A 21,773-nucleotide genomic window follows, 5' to 3' on the forward strand; every position below is an offset into this window, starting at 1 on the left:
GCGGTCCTTCAGGCGGTGATGGAATCGGACAGCAGGCCCGTTACGAGTTTGCGGTAGGAGTCGTGGCTGAAGCGCTCCCTGACCCGCTGCTGGGCGAGGGCGCTGCGGGCGGCGAATCGCTCGGGGTCGGCGTAGTGGGCGTCGACCAGGTCGACCACTTCCGCCGGTTCACAGTACAGGGCGGCGTCGCCGAAGGTCGGTTCGAACCGCGGCGGCAGGACCACCGCGCACCCGGAGGCGAGGGCTTCGAGCACGGCGCGCCCGAACGCCTCGTACTGCCGGGGATGGGGGAAGTAGATCCAGAAGTCGAGCTGGTAGAGGAACGAGTCGACGTCGGTCTCGTTGTAGTTGTAGCAGGTCCATTCGGCGGGGGCCTCCTCGCCGGTGAGGCGGCGGACGGACTTGACCCCGCCCATGATGCGCACGTCCCAGCGGCCGTCGCCGGGGTAGACCTTGAACAGGTCCTCGGCCACCGGCCACTTGGTGAGGTCGTCGCGGGAGTGGCGGCCGACCACCGGCAGGAGTGAGCGGAAGCCGCGGCGCGGCGGCGCGATGTGGGCCTCGTCGAGGATGCCGGGCATGTCGAATCCGGCCAGGGGCGCGGTGGCGGTGAAGTCGGCGAGGGCCTCGCGGACCTGGGGCCCCTGGGGGACCCAGAGCGGTTCGACGCCGAACATCTCGGCGGCGTTGGCGTGGCAGGCGTCGGGCAGGTAGCGCAGGTCGGAGCCGTCGCGTTCGGCGGGGGCCTGGTTGGCCAGGACGATCATGCGCCGGGGGCGGACAGCGAGCCGCTCGCCGGTGCGGTACTGGAGGATCGGCGGGTAGCGCAGGACCAGCAGGTCGCAGTCGACCTCCTCGGTGGGCAGGACGTGGTCGACGACGCCGTCGTTGATGAGCCGCTGGACCGGTTCGCAGAGGACGCGGTCGTCGGTGGTCATGTGCCGCCAGGACTCCAGGTGCATGACCGCCAGGTCGAGCCCGTCGGCCTTGAGGGCCCTGATCTCCTCGATGGTGGACTTCTGGGGACCGCCGAACGGCCGCCAGTCGAGGGTGAACACGACGTCGAAGCGGCGGCGGGCCGGGGTCCGGTCCTGCCGGGGCGCCCAGAACGGGCGGGGGTCGGCGCCGCCGGCCGGCAGGCGCGGGTCGGCCTTGCCGGCGGCGACCCTCCGGTGCCACGGCGGGTAGGCCGACTGGTAGGCGCGGCGGGACGGGTGCTTCCAGCCGGGGCCGAACTCCTCGCGGGAGAGCGAGCCGGGCGCCTGCCGCATGAGGGTGTCGCAGGTGCCCTGCATCCGCAGGACGCGGTCCCTGCCGAACGCGGCCGCGGCCCGCTGGAGGTATTCGGTGTCGGCGCCCTTGCGGATCTCGTCGAGGTAGCCGATGCGGTCGAGGACGGGTCGGCGGCGGATCATCATCGAGGCGGTCGAGGGGGTGGTGAGGACGCGGCCGGGCCGGGTGACGGTGAGGTCCTCGAGGAACAGGAAGGCGTCGGAGTAGGTCAGCATCAGCTCGGGGTCGGCCAGGAGCGGGGCGACCGAGTGCTCGAGCCGCGCGGGGGCGGCCCAGTCGTCGGAGTCCAGGCCGGTGATGAAGTCGCCGGTGGCCTCGGCGTAGGCGGTATTGCGGGCCGCGAAGGTGCCGGCGTTGACGGACTTGCGGATGACCCGGACGCGGTCGTCGAGCGCTTCGACCCGGTCGAGCACCGGCGCGTACTCGGGGCCGGAGGCGTCGTCGACCACCAGCACCTCGAGGTGCCGCCAGGTGCCGGCCAAGAGGGAGGAGACGGCCGTGACCAGGCCCTGGTCGGGCCGGAAGCAGGAGGTGACGACGGTGATCTTGGGGCCGTCGGCGATCGTGCGGGGCGCGTCGGCGCGCAGCCGGTCGAACCGGGGCAGGTCGCGGTCGGGGTCGAGCCGCAGTCCGGGGTGGCCGCAGAGGCGGCCGAGTCGCTTGATCCAGGCGCGCTCGTCGCCGCCGCGGTCGGGGTGGGCCAGGTCGGCCTCGAGGGCGCCGCGTTCGAGCGGCGGCATCCGGCGGCGGTAGCGGCGCAGCAGGGCGGCGGCGCGGTCGGCCTCGTCGAGTGAGAGCGCCAACTGCGCGTGGACGGCCTGGTGGCGGGGGCCGATGTGCTTGGGCCCGGCGAGTTCGAGGGCCAGGTCGTAGAGGGCGAGGGCGTCGCGGCGGTCGGCTTCGCCGCCGAACTGGAGGCCGACGACGCGTGCCAGCTCGCACAGTCCGCGGCCCTCCACCCGGGCGGTGCCGGCGTCGCCGCGGCGGGCGGCCTGGAGCAGCTCCGGAAGCGTCAGATCGCGGGTGGCGCCGCGGGCGAGCAGATGGCGGGCGCTCGGTGACCGGGTGCGCAGTGCGGTGGCGCTCAGGGTCCCCGGTCGGCGCGTTTCGGTCCGCACCAGGTAATCGTCGATCAATCGCGCCGGGAATCGCTCGGTCGCGTCGTTCACGTCCATGAAGGCTGCAGTCTCCAAATCCAATTCGCCCTGATCGTCGAGACCCTGTCCGCCACGCTCGTTAATTGAATTCAAACAGAATTCCGCTTTCGAGTAAACAACCGCTTAACTCGGCATCCGGTCATTGATCGCGGTTGGGAACAGGATATCGTGAGCTTGAAATGAACGACTCCCCGAGACACCCGCGCATCGTCCGGAATGACTATAGGGCGCTGCGGCCGCCGAATACCACGGACTGGCGGCCGAATCTGGCGGTGAGCGTGGTCATACCGGCCTACGGCTCCCAAGAGAAGCTCGATCTGGTCCTGGCCGCGCTCGCCGCCCAGACCTATCCGGCCGAACTGACCGAGACCGTAGTCGTCGACGACAACTCCGCGCCCCCGCTGCGCCTGCCCGAGCTGCGCCCCGAACGGACCCGACTGGTCGTCGCCGACAAGGAGTCGTGGGGATCGGCGCACGCGGTCAACACCGGCGTCGCCCACAGCGAGGGCGAGGTCATCCTGCGGCTGGACTCCGACATGGTCGCCTGGCGCGACCACATCGAGGCCCAGATGCGCTGGCACCACGCCGCCGACTACCTGGCCGTCCTCGGCCACAAGCGCTTCGTCGACTGGGCGGACGGCGATCTGACCCCCGAGCAGGTCTACGAGAAGGTCGTCTCCGGCGAAGGCTGGTCCCTGTTCGAACGCGAGCGCTCCCGACCGCAGTGGATCGAGCACGTCATCGCCGACACCGACGGGCTGACCGTGCACCACCCGGGGAACTACCGGGTGTTCATCGGGGCCACCGGCTCGCTGCACCGCGACCTGTTCAAGACCGCCGGCGGCCTCGACGCGGGGCTGCGCCTGGGCAGCGACACCGAGTTCGCCTACCGGCTGGCCCAGGCCGGAGCGGTGTTCGTGCCCGAGACGACCTCCTCGGCCTGGCACCTGGGCATCCCGCAGATGCAGGCGAAGGAGGCCGAGGGCCGGGAGCAGCGCCTCCCCTACATCGCCCAGCGGGTGCCGCTGCACGGCATGCGCCGCAGCGCCCCCACCCGCGGCTGGCTCGTCCCGCACGTCGACGTGGTCATCGACGTCGCCGCGGCCGACGTCGCCGACGTCGACGCCGCCGTGGCCCCGATCCTGGCCGGGCCGGACGGCGACGTGCGCATCACCCTGGTCACCGGGCAGGACCGGCCGCGCCACGACCGCGAGGCGATCCTCTCCGGCGAGGGCGCCCAGGCCCGCCTGATAGAGGAGATGTACGACGCCGAGTCGCGGGTCCGCATCGCCTCCGAGGCTCCCCCGGCCGACCCGGCCGTGCCCTACCGGCTGCTGCTGCCGGCGCCGGCGCCGCTGCGCGAGAACGCCATGTCGAAGATCCTCGGCACCGCCCACCGCGAGGACGCCGGCCTGGTGCTGGCCGCGCTGCCCGGCGCCCCGCCGGCGCGCCTGGAACGCACCGCGGCCTTCGCCCGCGCCCGCCACATCGCCGGCGGCGAGGCCGACCTCGACCGGATCGTCGCCGGCATCTGGGGGGTCGCGAACCACCGGGGCCTGGCGGCGCGCGAACCGGGGAACACCGCCTTCACCCCGCCGCCGGCGAGCCTCCCCCGGCGCCTGGCGCGCAGGTTCCTCAGCGCCCGCCGGCGCGCCCGGCTGCGCACGCTGTTCAAACGCCCCGCCTGAAGCGATTGGAGACCGTCATGGCCAGTCCCACGATCCGCCGCAACGACTACGGCGAGCTGTCGCGGCCGGTCGGGGCGTGGACGCCGCGGCTGAGCGTCAGCGTCGTCATCCCGGCTCACGGCGGCCAGGAGCGGCTCGCGGTCGTGCTCGCCGCGCTTGCGGCGCAGACCTACCCCGGTGAGCTGACGGAGGTCGTCGTCGTCGACGACGGCTCCGATCCGGCCCTGCGTCTGCCGGAGCTGCGGCCCCGGCACGCCAGGATCGTGGCGCCGCTGCCGGGCGGCTGGGCCTCGGCGCACGCCACGAACTCGGGCGTCGAGCGCAGCGAGGGCGAGGTCGTGATGCGGCTGGACTCGGACATGCTGGCCTTCGGCGACCACATCGAGGCCCAGATGCGCTGGCACCACGCCGCCGACTACCTGGCCGTCCTCGGCCACAAGCGCTTCGTCGACTGGGCGGACGGCGACCTGGCCCCGGAGGCCGTGCACGAGGCGGTGCGGGCCGGGCGGGCGGGCGAGCTGTTCGACGCCGAGTCGTCCGAGCCGCAGTGGATCGAGTCGATCATCGACCGCACCGACGGGCTCAAGCAAGCCGACCACCGGGCCTTCCGGGTGATGGTCGGGGCCACGTTCTCGGTGCCCAGGGCGCTGTACAAGGCCTCCGGCGGCATGGACGCGGACGTGCTCCTCGGCTCGGACACGATCTTCGGCTACCGGCTCCACCAGGCGGGGGCGGCGTTCGTGCCCGACCTCGACTCCTCGTCGTGGCACCTGGGGCCGCGGCAGATCACCGCGCGCGGGGACCTCGCCAAGCGCTACCGCCGGCCGTTCATCGCCAACCGGGTACCCGAGCTCGACCTCAAGCGGCCGCGGGCCGCGCGCTCGTGGGCGACGCCGCTGGCGGACGTGTTCATCGACGCCGCCGACGGCGCCGAAACCTGCACCGACCGCCTGCTGCGCGGAACGGTCCCGGACGTGCGGGTGACGCTGCTGGGCGACTGGCCCGAGCCGCCGCCGGAGCGGTACCGGCCGCTGGACGACCCCTATCTCCGGCTGCGGCTGCTGGCCGAGTCCTTCCGGGGCGAGCCGCGGGTGCTGCTGGACGAGCAGGCGCGGCGCGACCAGTCGGTGCCATACCGGATCCGGCTGCCGCCCGGGGCCAAGCCGAGCCGGGACGCGATAGCGACGCTGGTGGGTTACGCGAACGACCGGATGCTCGGCGAACTCGAGGTCGAGCTGCCCGTCGGCACGGCGCGGCTGGAGCGGACCGCCGCCCGGGCCAGGGCCGACCACCTGGGGGCCGACATCGCCCGGGTGTGGGGTTCGGAGCGGGTCACCGAGGGGCCGCCGGTGGAGGCCCTCACCGGGCAGCGGGAGCGATCAGGAGCGGCCGGCCCGCGCCGAACGGCCCCGAAGGGGCTGCTCGGGCGGGCGCGGGGCGCCCTGCGGCGGCTCGCCGGCTGAAGCCGCGCGGGCCCGGCGCCCGGCCAGCGGGGCTCGCAGGAACCGCCCGAACCGCCAGCCCAGGCGGAACAGCTCGTAGCTGCGGTAGGCGCGGGCGGCCAGCAGGCGCTGCTTGAGTCCGTCGACACCGCCGGAGGGGCGCCAGGCGTCCTGACCGGGGTGGTAGCGCCCGAACAGCTCGGAGGTGCGGTCGAAGAACTCGCGTCGCAGCTTGGGGTCGACCCGTTCGGTGTTCCCGATGACCAGCAGCAGGTGCCGGACCATGTGGTCGAACAGCGCGGTGCGGACGCCGGGGTCGGCCACCGGCTCGAGGTCCTCCCAGGTGCGCCGCCACTGGGTGAACACGTCGAAGTGGCGGTCGTCGCGGGTGCGGGTGATGGAGGACCCGGCGCGCTGGATCCAGCGGTAGCAGCACTCGGTGACCACGGCCATGCGCTTGGCGCGGCGGAACAGGCCGTAGGTCCACGGGATGTCGGTGTACCAGCCGGACGGGAATTCGAGGTCGATCGAGGTCAGGAACTCCCTGCGGGAGACCTTGGTCCAGGGGGTGTGGGTGTAGTCGACGATCCGGGGCCACTGCTCGAGCGTGAAGTCGCCGGGATCGGCCGGGCAGTCCCGGGCGAGGTCGACCAGCTCGCCGGGCTCGACCGCGCCGGTTTCGCGGATCTTCCGGTGCTGGACGAGCACGACGTCGGGGCGCGCCTCGGAGTCGGAGACGGCGGCGATCACCCGGTCGACGGCGCCGGGCTCCAGCTCGTCGTCGGCGTCGACGAACCACACGTAGTCCCCGGTGGCGTGGGTGAGGCCGAAGTTGCGGGCGGGGCCCGATCCGGCGTTCTCGGGTGTCGATACGACGCGGACGCGCGGATCGGCCTCCGCGTAGCGCTCGGCGATGCCGCGCGAGCCGTCGGGAGAGCAGTCGTCGGCGACGACGACTTCGAGCCGGTCTCCGCCGCCACCGACGATGGTGTCGAGGCACCCCGCGAGGTAATCCTCGGCCCGGTGGACGGGGATGACGATGCTCAATGAAGGCATGCCCCGATATTAGCCCGCGAATGCCCGGCCAGGAGTACATCGAATGCGGCCGGGATCATTTTTGTCGAGCCGTATTCCTGCACGTGGAAGGGGGACTTCGCAAGCCGCGTAGCGATCGACCGCGACGCGCCGGCGGAAACGTAAGGCGGGTGAACTCTTGTGGTCCAGCAAGTGAATTGTTTGGACATTTGTCTGTATAGTTTCCAACAGATGGACGAAGTGTGAACCGAAGTCAAACATCCATCCCCCGTCGCCCTGGCCGGAAATCCGCCTTTCGCCGTTGCTAATCTCGGAATCATCACCTAGTCAACACCCCCACAGCAGCGAAAAGGAATCCACTGTGGCACCCAAGGATATCGCGAGCGGTACGCCGTTCGATCTGGTCGTGGTCGGGCAGGGCTACGTCGGTCTGCCGCTGGCCCAGGCCGCGGCCGGCGAGGGCCTCGGCGTGGCCGGCCTCGACCGCTCCCAGCCGGTCGTCGACGCATTGAACTCCGGCACCAGCCACATCGACGACATCTCCGACGACGAGCTCGCGGCCATGCTCGAGCAGGGGTACCGCGCCACCACCGACGCCTCGGTGCAGTCCCGGGCGGCGGCCGTCGTCATCTGCGTGCCGACCCCGCTGTCCGACACCGGCGGGCCGGATCTGACCGCGGTCACCTCCGCGGCGCGCTCGGTCGCCGAGCACCTGCGTCCCGGGACCCTGGTGGTGCTGGAGTCGACCACCTATCCGGGCACCACCGACGAGGTGGTGCGGCCGATCCTGGAGGAGTCGGGCCTGACCGCCGGGAAGGACTTCCACCTGGCCTTCTCACCCGAGCGGGTCGACCCGGGCAACCCCGTGTACGGCATCGTCAACACCCCCAAGGTCGTCGGCGGCCTCACCCCCGAGTGCACCGCGACCGCCGCGGCCTTCTACAGCAAATTCATCGAAACCGTCGTCGAAGCGGCGGGCACGCGCGAGGCCGAGATGGCGAAGCTGCTGGAGAACACCTACCGGCACGTGAACATCGCGCTGGTCAACGAGATGGCGGTGTTCTGCCGCGAGCTCGGGATCGACCTGTGGGACGCGATCGGCCTGGCGGGGACCAAGCCGTTCGGATACCAGGCGTTCTACCCCGGCCCCGGCGTCGGCGGGCACTGCATCCCGATCGACCCCAACTACCTGTCGTACAAGGTCCGCACCCTCGGCTACCCGTTCCGCTTCGTCGAACTGGCCCAGGAGATCAACAACCGGATGCCCGAGTACGTGGTGAACCGGGCGATGGCGCGGCTCAACGCGCACGGCCTGGCGCTGTCGCGGGCGCGGGTGCTGCTGCTGGGCGTCACCTACAAGCCCGACATCGCCGACCAGCGCGAGTCGCCGGCCGAGCCGGTGGCGAAGAAGCTCATCGACGCAGGCGCCGAAGTGGTCTACCACGACCCGCACGTGGCCGCCTGGTCCGTGCGCGGCCGGGAGATCGAGCGGGTCCTCGAGCCGAACGCGGCCAAGGCCGACCTGGTGGTCCTGCTCACCGGTCACCGCGAGTACACCCCCGACTCGCTCCCGGCGGGGGTCCCGGTGCTCGACACCAGGGGCTCGCTGCGGGGGGCCGCGGGCGTCGAGACGCTCTGATGCGGCGGGGGCCGCGGGGCGGTGTCGCGGCCCCCGGTTTCCCGGTTCGGCGCCGTCGCTACGCGACGGCGCGGGCGAATTTGCGGCCGGCCCACCACACCAGGAGGAGCGCCAGGCCGCCGATGAAGGCCGCCGCCTGCCAGATGAAGTCGCTGTCGAGGTCCCCGGCGAACAGGGACCGGGCGGCCTCGACCGCGTAGTAGAACGGGTTGAAGTCGGCGACGGTCTGGAGCCAGGTCGGGGCCAGGGCCATCGGCAGCATGATGCCCGACAGGAGCATGACCGGCTGGACCACGGTGTTGAGCACCGGCGCGAGGGTGTCCTCGCTCTTGAGCACGATCGCCACGCCGTAGGAGAGCGCGCCGAGCATGAAGGAGGTCAGGACGATGATGCCGAACATCAGGAACACGCCGGGCCAGTAGATGGTCAGGCCGCCGATCGGCGAGGCCAGCAGGACCAGGATGAGCGCCTGGAAGATCGTGGTCGTCACAGTCGACAGTGTCCGTCCGATCAGGAGCGCGACGCGGCTGACCGGGGTGACCCGCATGCGTTCGATGACGCCCTGGCGCAGCTCGGCGATGAGGCCGAAGCCGACGAAGGTGGACCCGAACAGGGCCATCATGATGATCAGGCCGGGCACGAAGGTCTCCATCGCGCCGTTCTCGAAGCCGGGCATCGCGCCGCCTCGCACGTCGTCGAAGGAGTTCAGCAGCGGGGCGAAGAAGATGAGGAAGTACAGCGGCTGGACGAGCATGACCACGAGCCAGACCGGCTGCTTCAGGTTGAGCTTCATGGCCCTGGAGTAGACGAGCCAGGTGTCGCGGAGGGCTTTCACGGTCAGGACTCCTCTCGCAGCGAGCGGCCGGTCTGCTTCAGGAACACGTCGTCCAGGCTGGGCCGGTGCAGCTCGATGGACGCGGCGGCGATGTCGGCGCCGTCGAGGGCGCGGAGCAGCTCGGGCAGGGCCGCGGAGCCGTCGTCCACATAGAGGCGGAGCTCGGCGACGCCGGTGGCGGGGTCGGGCTCGCCGGCCTCGATCTCGCGGACGGACCCGCGGCCTTCGAGCACGGCCCGGGCCTCCTCGGCCCGCCCGTTGACGCCGATGCCGACCACGTCGCCGGCCACCTCCTTCTTGAGCTCGATCGGGGTGCCCTCGGTGACGATCTCGCCGTGGTCGATGATGGCGAGCCGATCGCACAGGGCGTCGGCCTCGTCGAGGTAGTGGGTGGTCAGGAAGATCGCGGTGCCCCGCTCGCGCAGGGCGCGGACCTCGTCCCACATGTGGGCCCGCGACTGCGGGTCGAGACCGGTGGTGGGCTCGTCGAGGAACAGGAGCCGCGGCTCGTGCATCACGCCCAGGGCGATGTCGAGGCGGCGCTTCTGGCCCCCCGAGTAGGTCTTGATGTTGCGGTCGGCGAAGTCGGTGAGCTGGAAGGCCCGCAGGACGGTCCCGGCGCGCGCGGCGGAGTCCCGCTTGGACATGCCGTAGAGGCGTCCCTGCATGATCAGCTCCTCGCGGGCGGTGACCTCGCCCCAGGTGCCGCCCTCCTGGCCGACGTAGCCGATGTCGCGCCGGACGGCGGCCTGGTCCTTGGCCAGGTCGTGCCCGCACACGGCGGCGCGTCCGTCGGTGGGCTCGATGAGGGTCGAGAGCATGCGCATCGCGGTGGTCTTGCCGGCCCCGTTGGGGCCGAGGAGGCCGAAGATCTCCCCCTCCTGCACGGAAAGGTCGACGCCGCGGACGGCCTCGACCTCCTTCCCGCGGGACTTGAAGGTCTTCCTCAGCCCCTTGGTCTCTATGAGCATCGGTGCCTCTCGGGTGGGTTTCCGGTGGTTTCGCTGAGGGTGTTGTTAAAGATTGACTATAAACATGCCGGGAAAGCGGCTGCAACCAGGTATCCCGTGCCGAGGAATCGATAGTCAACGCTATACTATGGCGGGCATGTGGAGCACCCGACTTCTCGTCCTCGGCCTGGTCCGGTGGCTCGGCCCGGTCCACGGCTACCTGGTCCGCCGCGAGATCGACTCCTGGCGGATGCCGGGGGTCTCCGAGGTCGGCGCCGGCTCGGTCTACCACGCGCTCAAGAAACTGACCGGCGACGGACTGATCGAGGTCGACTCCACCGAGTCGGTCGACGACCGCCCGGCCCGGACCTCCTACCGGATCACCGTGGAGGGCGAGGCCGAATTCCAGCGGCTGCTGCGCGAGAAACTCTGGGAGGCGGCGCCGATCGACGACCCGTTCCACACCGCCTGGTCGTTCGCCAACGTGCTCGGCCGCGCCGAGAACACCGCGCTGCTGCGGCAGCGGGCCGATACGCTCTACCGGCGCATCGACGCCTGCACCGCGCTGCTGGCGTCCTCTACCGACCGGTTCACGACCGGCCGGGAGCAGCTCTACATGCCCGCCCACGTGCGCGCGCTGCTCCGGAGGCAGATCGACCTGTGGCTGGCCGACGCCGAGTGGTGCGAGTCGACCGCCGGGCGCATCGAGGCCGGGGAGCTGGACCTGGGCGGCGAGATCGGCCCCGAGCAGGCCGCGGCCTGGCGCGAATCGATCCGCGACGGGTGCCACCACGAAGTGGTCGAGCAGTGGCACCGGGCGATGGACTGAACCGCTCCCCAACGAACGTTCGGCAGATCACCTCAAAAAATCCACAAAGAGAATTGTCGACGTTCTCTAAAATCTGCCCGGTTTAAGGGCCTTTGACGTTCCATCACGGTTCGCCGTCGGACCGCGCTCGCAGCCCGGACCATTACACTGCGGAACGTGCGCAAGGTATTGATCGCCAACCGCGGCGAGATAGCGGTGAGAGTCATCCGGGCCTGCCGGGACGCCGGCTTCGAGTCCGTCGCCGTCTACGCCGACGGCGACCGCGATGCCCCCCACACCCTCCTGGCCGACGAGGCATTCGCCCTCGACGGCACCAGTGCCGCCGACACCTACCTGCGGATCGACAAGCTCATCCGCATCGCCGAACGCAGCGAGGCCGACGCCGTCCACCCCGGCTACGGCTTCCTCTCGGAGAACGCCGAATTCGCCCAGGCGGTCCTCGACGCCGGTATCACCTGGATCGGCCCCACCCCGCAGTCCATCCGCGACCTCGGCGACAAGGTCACCGCCCGGCACCTGGCCATCCGGGCCGGAGTGCCGCTGGTGCCGGGCACCAAGGAGCCGGTCAAGGACGCCGAGGAGATCCTCGCCTTCGCCGACGACCACGGCATGCCGGTGGCCATCAAGGCCGCCTTCGGCGGCGGCGGCCGCGGCCTCAAGGTGGCGCGCGAGCGCGAGGAGATCCCCGACCTGTTCGACTCCGCCGTCCGCGAGGCCGAAGCCTCCTTCGGACGCGGCGAGTGCTTCGTCGAGCGCTACCTCGACCGGCCCCGCCACGTCGAGGCGCAGGTCCTGGCCGACACCCACGGGAACGTGGCCGTGATCGGCACCCGCGACTGCTCGCTGCAGCGGCGCCACCAGAAGCTGGTCGAGGAGGCTCCGGCGCCGTTCCTGACCGACGAGCAGCGCGCCACGATCCACAGCGCCGCCAAGGCGATCTGCAAGGAGGCCGACTACCACGGCGCCGGGACCGTGGAATTCCTGGTCGGCACCGACGGCACCATCTCCTTCCTGGAGGTCAACACCCGGCTCCAGGTCGAGCACCCCGTCTCGGAGGAGACCAGCGGGATCGACCTGGTGCGCGAGCAGTTCCGGATCGCCTCGGGCGAGGAGCTGGACCTGACCGAGGACCCGGCCCCGCGCGGCCACTCCATCGAGTTCCGCATCAACGGCGAGGACCCCGGCCGCGGTTTCCTGCCGGCGCCGGGGACGGTCACCACGCTCAAACTGCCCTCGGGTCCGGGCGTGCGCGTCGACACCGGCATCGAGGCCGGCACCCTCATCGACGGGAACTTCGACTCCCTGCTGGCCAAGATCATCGTCACCGGCGCCACCCGCGACGAGGCCATCCGGCGCTCGCGGCGGGCGCTGGCCGAGATGGAGGTCGAGGGCCTGGCCACGGTGCTGCCGTTCCACCTCGCGGTGCTCGACGACCCGGCCTTCGCCGGGGACTTCTCGGTCCACACCCGCTGGATCGAGACCGAGTGGGACAACCCCCTGCAGCCCTACGACGCGGCTCCCGCGGTCGGCGAGCCCGGCGAGGAGCGCACCAGCATGGTCGTCGAGGTCGGCGGCAAGCGCCTGGAGGTGAGCATCCCGGCCGGCCTGCTGAGCCCGGCGAGCTCGAACAAGCCGCGCAAGCGGGGTCCGAAGAAGCGCTCCGAATCCGGAGCGGCCGCCGGCGGCGACGCGCTGACGTCGCCGATGCAGGGCACGATCGTCAAGGCCGCCGTCGCCGACGGTGATTCGGTGGTCAAGGGCGACACCGTCGTGGTCCTGGAGGCGATGAAGATGGAGCAGCCGATCGAGGCCCACAAGTCCGGGATCGTCTCCGGCCTGGAGGTCGCCATCGGCGACGTGGTCTCGGCCGGGGCCCCGATTTGTCAGATCTCGGACTTACGTTCCCAGGGTTCACGAGCGATAATGGAGGCCGCTGTGCGCAGTATCGCGAACACCGCGGCCGCCGGCGACGATGCCGGAACGCCTGAGGGGACTCAACCATGCGCTTCATAGACGAACAGCCCCGGAACGACTTGACGTACTCCGACGTCTTCATGGTCCCCAACCGGTCGGCGGTGGTCTCGCGGCTCGACGTGGACCTGTCGACCGCCGACGCCACCGGCAACACCGTCCCGATCATCGCGGCGAACATGACCGCCGTGTCCGGCCGCCGCATGGCCGAGACCCTCGCCAGGCGCGGCGGCCTGACGGTCGTCCCCCAGGACATCCCCGTCGGCGTCGTCGCCGACGTCGTCGACAAGGTCAAGTCTCGCCCCCTGGAGTGCGACACCGCGCTGACGCTGCCGCCGCACGCCACCGTCGCCGAGGCGATCGCGCTGTTCGGCAAGCGGGCCCACGGCGCGGTGATCGTCGTCGACGGTGAGAACCGGCCGCTCGGCGTGGTCACCGAGGCCGACTGCCGCGGCGTCGACCGGTTCACCCAGCTCGAGCAGGTCGCCTCCGACCGCCTGGTGACGCTGCCGGCCGGGCTCGGCGACGCCGAGGCGTTCGACGTGCTCGACGGCGCCAACGTCAAACTCGCGCCGGTCCTCGACGAGGACGGGCGCCTCCGCGGGGTGCTCACCAAGGCGGGGGCGCTGCGCAACACCCTCTACACGCCGAACACCGACGAGCGGGGCCGCCTGCGGGTCGCGGCGGCGATCGGCATCAACGGCGACGTGGCCGGCAAGACCGCCTCCCTGGTCGAGGCCGGCGCCGACCTGATCGTGGTCGACACCGCCCACGGCCACCAGGAGAAGATGCTCTCGGCGCTCAAGCTCGCCCGCGACGCCGCCGGCGACCTGCCGATCGCGGCCGGGAACGTGGTGACCGCCGAGGGCACCACGGACATGATCGAGGCGGGCGCCGACATCGTCAAGGTCGGCGTCGGGCCCGGCGCCATGTGCACCACCCGCATGATGACCGGCGTGGGCCGGCCGCAGTTCTCGGCCGTGCTCGAATGCGCCGCGACCGCGCGGCGCCACGGCAGGCACGTGTGGGCCGACGGCGGCATCCGGCACCCGCGGGACGTGGCGCTCGCGCTCGCGGCCGGGGCGTCGAACGTCATGATCGGGTCCTGGTTCGCCGGGACGCACGAGTCCCCCGGCGACATGCACTACGACGCCGAGGGCCGGCCGTACAAGGAGAGCTTCGGCATGGCCTCCTCGCGGGCGGTCAAGGCCCGCACCACCGCCGAGTCGGGATTCGAGCAGGCTCGCAAGGCCCTGTTCGAGGAGGGCATCTCCTCGGGGCGGATGTACCTGGACCGGCGGCGGCCCGGCGTGGAGGACCTGGTCGACTCGATCGTGGCCGGGGTCCGCTCGGCCTGCACCTACGCGGGCGCGACCGATCTGGCCGAGTTCCACGAGCGCGCCGCGGTGGGCGTCCAGTCGGCCGCCGGCTACAGCGAGGGCGCACCGGCCCCGAGCGGCTGGTGAGCCGCCGGCCGCCTCGGGTCTCAGAGGTCGGGCCGCGCGGCGGAAACGCGGGGCTTTCGGTCAGTACTGCATGAGCTGGCGGGCGGCCTCGGTGATCGAGCCCGACTGGGACGGGTAGATCGTCAGGGTGCGGGCCAACTGCTCGACGGTCAGGCGCTGCTCCACGGCGAGTGCGATCGGGGTGATGAGCTCGGAGGCGCGGGAGCCGACCACGACGCCGCCGGCGACGATGCCGGAGGCGCTGCGGGCGAACATCTTCACGAAGCCCTCGGTGCGGTCGACCATCTTGGCGCGGGGGTTCGAGGTGAACGGCAGCATCACCGACCGGCAGTCGACCCTGCCGGAGTCGACCTCGGACTGGGATACGCCGACCGAGGCCAGTTCGGGGTCGGTGAACACGTTCGCGGCGACGTTGGCGAGCTTGAGCGGCCGGACGGCCTCGCCGAGGGCGTGCCAGATCGCGATGCGGCCCTGCATGGCCGCGACCGAGGCGAGGGCGTGGACGCCGGTGACGTCGCCGGCGGCGTAGACGCCGGGCACGTTGGTGCGGGAGACCTTGTCGACCGGGAGGTTGCCGCGCTCGTCGAGCTTGACGCCGTAGGAGTGCAGGCCGAGGTCGTCGGAGTTGGGGGTGGAGCCGACGCAGATGAGGACGTGGCTGCCCTCGACGACGGTGCCGTCGTCGAGTTCGACCTCGACGCCGTCGCCGACGCGGCGGGCCGCGGCGGCGCGGGAGTGGTTCCGGATGTCCATGCCGCGCTGTTCGAAGACCTTGCCGACCGTCTCGGCGGCCTCGGCGTCCTCGTGGGGCATGACGCGGTCGCGCGAGGAGATGAGGGTGACGCGGCTGCCCATGGCGAGGTAGGCGGAGGCGAACTCGGCGCCGGTGACGCCGGAGCCGACCACGACCAGGTGTTCGGGCAGTTCGTCGAGGTCGTAGAGCTGCCGCCAGGAGAGGATGCGCTCGCCGTCGGTCGGCGCGGAGGGGAGCGTGCGGGGCGTGGCGCCGGTGGCGACGAGGACGACATCGCAGTCGAGGTCGAACGGCTCGCCGTCGACCGGCGCGATGCGGATGCGGTGGACGTAGTTGATCTGGTTGTCCAGGAGAGTGCCGCGGCCGTGGACGACCTCGACGCCGGCGGCGGCGAGCTTGCCGGCGATGTCGCCGGACTGCTGGCCGGCCAGGCGGCGCACCCGGGCGTTGACGGCCTTGGCGTCGATGGTGGTGTCCACCGCCCCCACGCCCATCGAGGTGGATTCGTGGATCTCGGTGAGGACGTTGGAGGCGGCGATGAAGGTCTTGGACGGCACGCAGTCGGCCAGGACGCAGGCACCGCCGGCGCCGGTGGCCTCGACGAGGGTCACCTCGGCGCCCAACTGCGCGGCGACGAGCGCCGCCTCGTATCCTGCCGGTCCGCCGCCGATGATCGCTACTCGAGCCACGATTGCGCCTTTCGATGTCTGGGATGCTTTAGTGCGGGCGGGTTCAAGGGTATCGTCGAGGCGTGCATCTCTATGCCGCGTATGGATCGAACCTGGACCCCGCCCGGATGCGGGCGATGAGTCCGCGATCGCCGCTGGTCGCGACCGGGTGGCTCGAAGGCTGGCGACTGACGTTCGCCGGCGAGGACCTCGGCTGGGAGTCGGCGGTGGCCACGGTCGTGGAGTCGCCCGGGGACCGGGTGTTCGCCGCCCTGTACGACCTCGACCCGGCCGACAAGGCGGTGCTCGACGAACTCGAGGGCTGCAACTCCGGCCTCTATCGCCGGATGCACGCGATCGCGGCGACCCTGGAGGCCAACCGGCCGGTGTGGATGTACATCTTCGAAGGCTTCGAGGGCGGCCTGCCGAGCCAGTGGTACCTGGACGAGATCGTCCACGCCGCGGAGGCCGCGGGCGCACCCGAGGACTACGTGGAGGACCTGCGGAAGCGCCCGACCGCGGATTAGGCGGTGTTCGGCAACTCCGGGCGAGGCCGCCTCGCGCCGATCAGAGCGAGAGACCGGCGGCCGCGGCCAGGGCGGTGTGGACCATGACCCGCACACCGTGTCCCAGCGCGGCCTCGTCGATGTCGAAGTTGGCCTGGTGGATGTCGGAGGCGGCGCCGGGCCAGCCGATGCCCAGGCGCGCCAGGGCGCCCGGGACCTGTTCGAGGTAGTAGGCGAAGTCCTCCCCGCCCATCGACATCGGGGCCTCGGCCACGGCCTGCTCGCCGAGGGCGGCGGCGGTGGCGCCGGCGAACATCGCCGAGGCGGCCCGGTCGTTCACGACCGGCGGCACGCCGCGGCGGTAGTCGATCTCGACCTCGACGCCCGCCGAGCGGGCGACCGAGTGCGTGACCTCCTTGACCAGGTCGGGCACCTGCTGCCAGGTCTCCCGGCCCTGCATGCGGACGGTGGCGCGGGCGACCGCCTCCTCGGGGATGGCGTTGGCGGCCTCGCCGGCCTGGACGGCCCCGAACACGATCGCGACCGCCTGGCGCGGGTCGAGACGGCGGCCGACCAGCGAGGGCACGTCGACGATGATGCGGCCCATCGCGTTGATGATGTCGGTGGTCAGGTGGGGCCGGGAGGTGTGGCCGCCGCGGCCGCGCATCTTGATCTCCATGACGTCGCAGGCGGCGGTCAGGGCCCCGTTGCGGATGCCGATCTGGCCGGCCGGGAACTGCGCGTCGCAGTGGAAGGCGAAGATCGCCGCCACGTCGGTGAGCGCCCCGTGCCGGATCATGGTGGGCGCCCCGGAGGGGAACTGCTCCTCCGAGGGCTGGAAGACCAGGCGGAAGCGGCCCGGGAGTTCGCCGACGGCGGCCAGTTCGGCGAGCACGCGGCCGACGCCGATGACGATCGCGGTGTGGGCGTCGTGGCCGCAGGCGTGGCACACCCCCTCGACCGTGGACCGGTACGGGACGTCCTTGGGGTCGTGGATCGGCAGGGCGTCCATGTCGGCCCGGATGGCGATCACCCGGTCGCCGTCACCGATGTCGCAGGTCAGACCGGTACCGTCGGGAATGAACTGCGGTTTGAGACCGGCCTGTCGGAGCTGCTCGGCCACGAACTCGGCGGTGTCGTGCTCCCGGCGCGACAGCCGCGGGTTGGCGTGGATGTGGCGGCGGGTGGCGACGACTTCGTCGAAATGCTCGTCGAGCCACGCGTCGAGGAACTCTGGCAGAGATATGGACATGGCGGAAGGCTCCGATGCGGTGGTTTCCGGTGAAGCGCCGATCGAGGGGAACGCAGCCGGCACCAGGAGGCGGGGCTCTGGCGCCGAGGCGTCGGATAGCTGGGCCTCAGTGGACTTCGCGGCGGTTCCCATTTCGTCGACATTCTCCGCAGTGAGCGTGTGCATTCCTTCGCGCCTCTCAAATCGCTTCAATGAATCAGCGCCGATAAGAGACCGATTGAGCAAGCTTAAACCCGATCGCTCTCCGTCGCGGCGGACGCCGGGTTGAGCGACACTGCCGGCTGCTCCGGGTTAGCCAGCGGCTACGCTTGCCGCACAATCGAAACGCGCTCGTGGCGACGCTTCCGAGCCGAGAATCGACCCAGCCACTCAGCGTGGTCGGCCGAAGGGCGCGAGGTTGCGCACCCGCCGTCCGATCCCGCCTCCGGTGGCGCCGTCATGGTGCATAACGCTTACCGGAATCAAAAGTTACGGCCCTGATCCGAGTTTTCAGACAGAGGATGGACGCGCCGGAGGCTTTCGACGCGCCTGCACGCAAGTTCTACACGTGATTTCGATCTCCGGAACACACACGATGTGCGCTTTCGCCATTCGGTGACAATGGGACTACAAACCGTCGGCGGGAACGTATCGGCCCCATTCTTCGGCGAGCGTCCCGCACACCTCACCCACCGTGGCGCCCGCGGCGAGCGCGTCCTTCAACGGATACAGCACATTTCCGGTACCGGCCGCCACCGTCCGCAATCGCGACAGCGCCGACCGCACGTCCTCTCCGTCGCGCGCGGAGCGGCACTCGCGCAGCCGTTCGACCTGCGCGGCCTCGATCGCCGGGTCGACCTTGAGCGGCTGGTAGGGGGCGTCCTCGCCGTCGCCGGTGTAGGCGTTGACCCCGACCACGAGCTGCTCGCCGGCGTCGATGCGCTTGGCCGTGGCGTAGGCGCTGCGCTCGATCTCGCCCTTCTGGAAGCCGGCTTCGATCGCGGAAACGGCCGATCCGTGGGCGAACACGGCGTCGATGAGGGCGCGGGCCTCCTCCTCGACGCGGTCGGTGAGCGCCTCCACCGCGTACGACCCGGCGAAGGGGTCGACGGTGTCGGTCAGGTCGGTCTCGGCGGCGATGACCTGCTGGGTGCGCAGCGCCAGGCGGGCCGACTTGTCGGTGGGCAGCGCGATGGCCTCGTCGTAGGAGTTGGTGTGCAGCGACTGGGTGCCGCCCATGACCGCGGCGAGCGCCTGGACGGTCACGCGCGCCATGTTGACCTCGGGCTGCTGGGCGGTCAGCTCGACCCCGGCGGTCTGGGTGTGGAAGCGCAGCTTCATCGAGCGCGGCTCGGTGGCGCCGAACCGGTCGCGCATGATGTGGGCCCACAGGCGCCGGGCGGCGCGGAACTTGGCGACCTCGGTGAGGACCGAGGACCGGGCCACGAAGAAGAACGACAGGCGCGGGGCGAAGGCGTCGACGTCGAGGCCGGCGTCGAGGGCGCAGTTGACGTACTCGATGCCGTCGGCGAGGGTGAAGGCCAGCTCCTGGGCGGCGGTCGCACCGGCCTCGGCCATGTGGTAGCCGGAGATCGAGATGGTGTTCCAGCTCGGCAGGCTCTCCGCGCAGTAGGCGAAGGTGTCGCTGACCAGCCGCAGGCTCGGCGCCGGCGGGAAGATGTAGGTGCCGCGGGCGATGTACTCCTTGAGCACGTCGTTCTGGACCGTGCCTCGCAGCCGCGCCGGGTCGGCGCCCTGCTCCTCGGCGACGAGCTGGTAGAGCAGCAGGAGGACCGCCGCGGGCGCGTTGATGGTCATCGAGGTCGAGACCTCGTCGAGCGGGATGCCGTCGAACAGGGCCCGCATGTCGTCGAGGGAGTCGATGGCCACCCCGACCTTGCCGACCTCGCCGGCCGCCTCGGGGGCGTCGGAGTCGTAGCCCATCTGCGTGGGCAGGTCGAAGGCGACCGAGAGCCCGGTGGTGCCGTTCCGGAGTAGGTCGCGGTAGCGGCGGTTCGACTCGGCCGCGCTGGCGAATCCCGCGTACTGGCGCATCGTCCAGGGGCGGGAGGTGTACATGCTCGGGTGGATGCCGCGCGTGTAGGGGAACGACCCGGGTTCTCCGAGCCGCTCCGGGAGGTCCCCGGCGCGGTCGTCGGGGCCGTAGACGGGCCGGATCTCGATCCCGCCGCGGCCTTGCGATGAGGGCTCCATGACTGCGATCCTAGCCATTGAACGCCGCCGAGGAGAGGGCTGGCCTCGGCGGGACCAGGAAGCCGGAAATGTACCCTGACGTGCGGACGGTGGTCGCGACACGGCACACTGGTGAGGATCCCTCGCGAGGAGTTGCCGGATGACGTATTCACCTGACTACGGACGCGGCGGTCAAGGTGCCTATGAGGACCCCCGCTCCGGGACCGTGCCCTCCCAACGGCACCCCAGCGATCCCTCTGGGGCGTACGGAGTCTCATCGTACGGGTCACCGGGCGTGACCGGATACGATCCCCACCCCTCCAGCTCGCAGCCCTACGGCGGCTCGGGCGCCTACGGTCAGGACCGGTACGGCGGCAGCTCCGGGTCGTACGGCAACTTCGGAGGATACGGGCAGAGCTTCGCCGTCGGCGACGATTACGGCGCGCAGCGGCAGACGTCCTTCGGCTACAACACCGGCGGCGGGAACTACGCCGCCCCCGGCGACGTGGTCGGGGAGCGCTACCAGCTTATCGACCTGGTCGGCAAGGGCGGCAACGGGTCGGTGTGGCGCGCCAACGACACCGTGCTGCGCCGCGAGGTGGCGCTCAAGGAGGTCTTCCTGCCGCCCGACCTGCCGCCGGGCGAACGCGTCCAGCTCATCGAGCGGTCCCGGCGCGAGGCGCAGATCGCCGCTGGCCTGTCGCACCCGTCGGTGATCCGCGTGTTCGACGTGATCGAGCACGGCACGCTGCCTTGGATCGTGATGGAGCTGCTCCAGGCCCGAAGCCTGGCCGACATCCTCACCTCGGACGGACCGCTGCCGCCGCGCGTGGGCGCCAAGATCGGACTGGCGCTGGTCGGGGCGCTCCAGGCCGCGCACGAGGCCGGCATCATCCACCGGGACGTCAAGCCCGGCAACGTACTCATCTCCACCGACGGCCGGTGCGTACTCTCGGACTTCGGCGCCGCGCAGATGAACCAGGCCTCCGGCGGGACCACCCCCGGCAAGGTCCTCGGCAGCGCCCACTACATCGCTCCGGAGCGGGCCGTGGGGCACCCGGCCGAGCCGGCCAGCGACGTGTTCAGCCTCGGAGTGACCCTCTACGCGGCCCTGGAGGGGCGGCCGCCGTTCGACCGCGGCGAAGCGGTCTCGACCATGCGCGCGGTCGTGCAGGAGCCGCCCGAGAGCCCCCGGAACGCCGGACCGCTGACGCCACTGCTGGGCGGCATGCTCGCCAAGGACCCCCACCAGCGGTACACGCTCGAGCAGGTGCGCCAGGAGCTGGCCGCGCTGGTGTCCGGGCCGCTGGCCGGGCCCGGCGCGCCGCCGTCCGGTTCGCCGCCGCCGCACGTGTCCGAGCCGCGTCCGCCGACCGACGCCCACCGGGAGGTCCCGTCGCCGCGCCGGGCGCCGCCGCGCGAACCCGAGCCGGAGCCGAAGTCGAACGCCGGCCGGAACGCGGCGGTCGCCGCGGTGATTCTGCTGGTCGTCCTCGGACTGGGCTACGTGGTGTACCAGTGGCAGTTCGCCGGCGACGACGGCGGGCCGGCCGACGCCCCGCCCACCGCGGGCGAGCCGACCGCGAGCGAGCCGCCGCCCGAGGACCAGGGCGAGGACGAGGGCGAAGACGAGGAACCGGTCGAGCCGAGCTTCGAGACCGCCGTTTTCGAGGGCGACGGATTCAGCGCCGACTATCCGTCCACTTGGGGCGAAGGGCTCGCCGACCAGGACTTCGCGACCCTGTTCAACCCCGAGGACGAGTCGCACTGGATGCGGTTCTACGGCGGCTCCGACCGGGGGCTGCCGGATCCGGAGCAGTACCTGAGCGAGTACTACGACGGGCTGCCGGGCGAGATGAGCGATCTCGAGCAGCAGCGCCTGGAGCCGATCGAGTTCGGCGGCATGAGCGGAGCGGTGCTCGAGTACACCGGCGTGAACAACAGCGACGGGGCCGAGCGCCACTCGATCTGGGCGATCGTCGACGCCGGCGACGGCACCTCCCACGCGGTGTTCGTGACCGGCCCCGCCGACGCCTGGGACCTGTCGCAGGAGGTCTTCGACGAGGCCCTGCGCACGTTCCGAACAGGCTGACGGCGCACCGTCCGCAACACCCGT

The 21,773-nt window shown here is 71.3% G+C and carries 14 protein-coding genes and 1 pseudogene; 8 read left to right on the forward strand and 7 right to left on the reverse strand.

Annotation, left to right across the window (positions count from 1 at the left end; all coding sequences use genetic code 11):
- Positions 1–8: 8 nt before the first annotated feature.
- Positions 9–2,462 carry a glycosyltransferase gene (locus CUT39_RS16845; RefSeq protein ID WP_198587223.1) on the reverse strand — a complete coding sequence of 818 codons (2,454 nt, stop codon included), beginning with the start codon at positions 2,460–2,462 and terminating at the stop codon, positions 9–11.
- A gap of 260 nt (positions 2,463–2,722) precedes the next feature.
- Here CUT39_RS16845 and CUT39_RS16850 point away from each other — a divergent pair, with 260 nt between their 5' ends.
- Together CUT39_RS16850 and CUT39_RS16855 are read left to right on the forward strand one after the other, a co-directional pair.
- Positions 2,723–4,138, forward strand: a complete 1,416-nt coding sequence (locus CUT39_RS16850; protein ID WP_198587224.1) for a glycosyltransferase — start codon at positions 2,723–2,725, stop codon at positions 4,136–4,138.
- A 17-nt stretch (positions 4,139–4,155) separates the two neighbouring features.
- On the forward strand, positions 4,156–5,601 hold the full coding sequence (locus tag CUT39_RS16855) for a glycosyltransferase (RefSeq protein ID WP_100448626.1): 1,446 nt from the start codon (positions 4,156–4,158) through the stop codon (positions 5,599–5,601).
- Here the strand turns inward: CUT39_RS16855 and CUT39_RS16860 are convergent.
- On the reverse strand, positions 5,518–6,636 hold the full coding sequence (locus CUT39_RS16860) for a glycosyltransferase family 2 protein (protein ID WP_100448627.1): 1,119 nt from the start codon (positions 6,634–6,636) through the stop codon (positions 5,518–5,520). The genes CUT39_RS16855 and CUT39_RS16860 overlap by 84 nt on opposite strands.
- Before the next feature lie 340 nt (positions 6,637–6,976).
- Here CUT39_RS16860 and CUT39_RS16865 point away from each other — a divergent pair, with 340 nt between their 5' ends.
- Positions 6,977–8,254, forward strand: a complete 1,278-nt coding sequence (locus CUT39_RS16865; RefSeq protein ID WP_198587225.1) for a nucleotide sugar dehydrogenase — start codon at positions 6,977–6,979, stop codon at positions 8,252–8,254.
- Between the two features lie 58 nt (positions 8,255–8,312).
- On the opposite strand, the gene CUT39_RS16870 is transcribed toward CUT39_RS16865, so the two are convergent.
- On the reverse strand, positions 8,313–9,089 hold the full coding sequence (locus CUT39_RS16870) for an ABC transporter permease (RefSeq protein WP_100448628.1): 777 nt from the start codon (positions 9,087–9,089) through the stop codon (positions 8,313–8,315).
- A gap of 2 nt (positions 9,090–9,091) precedes the next feature.
- Positions 9,092–10,060 carry an ATP-binding cassette domain-containing protein gene (locus CUT39_RS16875; RefSeq protein ID WP_100448629.1) on the reverse strand — a complete coding sequence of 323 codons (969 nt, stop codon included), beginning with the start codon at positions 10,058–10,060 and terminating at the stop codon, positions 9,092–9,094.
- 136 nt (positions 10,061–10,196) lie between these two features.
- Here CUT39_RS16875 and CUT39_RS16880 point away from each other — a divergent pair, with 136 nt between their 5' ends.
- The 3 genes and pseudogenes from CUT39_RS16880 (at position 10,197) to CUT39_RS16890 (ending at position 14,305) form a co-directional block, all read left to right on the forward strand.
- A complete protein-coding gene (locus tag CUT39_RS16880; RefSeq protein WP_157930773.1) occupies positions 10,197–10,868 on the forward strand; it encodes a PadR family transcriptional regulator in 672 nt (223 codons plus the stop codon).
- Between the two features lie 156 nt (positions 10,869–11,024).
- Positions 11,025–12,761 (forward strand): annotated as a pseudogene (locus CUT39_RS16885) (acetyl/propionyl/methylcrotonyl-CoA carboxylase subunit alpha); the annotation flags it as partial.
- Between the two features lie 107 nt (positions 12,762–12,868).
- Positions 12,869–14,305, forward strand: a complete 1,437-nt coding sequence (locus tag CUT39_RS16890; RefSeq protein WP_100448632.1) for a GuaB1 family IMP dehydrogenase-related protein — start codon at positions 12,869–12,871, stop codon at positions 14,303–14,305.
- Between the two features lie 60 nt (positions 14,306–14,365).
- Here the strand turns inward: CUT39_RS16890 and CUT39_RS16895 are convergent, their stop codons facing one another.
- Positions 14,366–15,748, reverse strand: a complete 1,383-nt coding sequence (locus tag CUT39_RS16895) for an NAD(P)H-quinone dehydrogenase (protein ID WP_100448633.1) — start codon at positions 15,746–15,748, stop codon at positions 14,366–14,368.
- A gap of 62 nt (positions 15,749–15,810) precedes the next feature.
- Here CUT39_RS16895 and CUT39_RS16900 point away from each other — a divergent pair, with 62 nt between their 5' ends.
- Positions 15,811–16,254, forward strand: a complete 444-nt coding sequence (locus CUT39_RS16900; RefSeq protein WP_100448634.1) for a gamma-glutamylcyclotransferase family protein — start codon at positions 15,811–15,813, stop codon at positions 16,252–16,254.
- A gap of 40 nt (positions 16,255–16,294) precedes the next feature.
- Here CUT39_RS16900 and CUT39_RS16905 read toward each other — a convergent pair whose 3' ends face one another.
- Positions 16,295–17,485 (reverse strand): amidohydrolase, encoded by a 1,191-nt coding sequence (locus CUT39_RS16905; protein WP_100448635.1) that lies wholly within the window; start codon positions 17,483–17,485, stop codon positions 16,295–16,297.
- 606 nt (positions 17,486–18,091) lie between these two features.
- Complete coding sequence (locus CUT39_RS16910; RefSeq protein ID WP_100448636.1) at positions 18,092–19,678, reverse strand: acyl-CoA mutase large subunit family protein; 1,587 nt, start codon at positions 19,676–19,678, stop codon at positions 18,092–18,094.
- A gap of 274 nt (positions 19,679–19,952) precedes the next feature.
- Between CUT39_RS16910 and CUT39_RS16915 the strand changes: the two genes are divergently transcribed.
- Positions 19,953–21,749, forward strand: a complete 1,797-nt coding sequence (locus tag CUT39_RS16915) for a serine/threonine-protein kinase (RefSeq protein WP_157930774.1) — start codon at positions 19,953–19,955, stop codon at positions 21,747–21,749.
- The last annotated feature ends 24 nt before the right edge of the window (positions 21,750–21,773 follow it).

This window comes from Glycomyces xiaoerkulensis, assembly GCF_002798405.1.
GTDB classification, from domain to species: domain Bacteria; phylum Actinomycetota; class Actinomycetes; order Mycobacteriales; family Micromonosporaceae; genus Glycomyces; species Glycomyces xiaoerkulensis.

Excerpts from the sequence above, each read along its gene's own strand:
- CUT39_RS16855 (WP_100448626.1), top strand. The coding sequence starts at position 4,156 with ATGGCCAGTCCCACGATCCGCCGCAACGACTACGGCGAGCTGTCGCGG.
- CUT39_RS16860 (WP_100448627.1), bottom strand. The coding sequence starts at position 6,636 with ATGCCTTCATTGAGCATCGTCATCCCCGTCCACCGGGCCGAGGATTAC.
- CUT39_RS16875 (WP_100448629.1), bottom strand. The coding sequence starts at position 10,060 with ATGCTCATAGAGACCAAGGGGCTGAGGAAGACCTTCAAGTCCCGCGGG.
- CUT39_RS16880 (WP_157930773.1), top strand. The coding sequence starts at position 10,197 with ATGTGGAGCACCCGACTTCTCGTCCTCGGCCTGGTCCGGTGGCTCGGC.
- CUT39_RS16890 (WP_100448632.1), top strand. The coding sequence starts at position 12,869 with ATGCGCTTCATAGACGAACAGCCCCGGAACGACTTGACGTACTCCGAC.
- CUT39_RS16905 (WP_100448635.1), bottom strand. The coding sequence starts at position 17,485 with ATGTCCATATCTCTGCCAGAGTTCCTCGACGCGTGGCTCGACGAGCAT.
- CUT39_RS16910 (WP_100448636.1), bottom strand. The coding sequence starts at position 19,678 with ATGGAGCCCTCATCGCAAGGCCGCGGCGGGATCGAGATCCGGCCCGTC.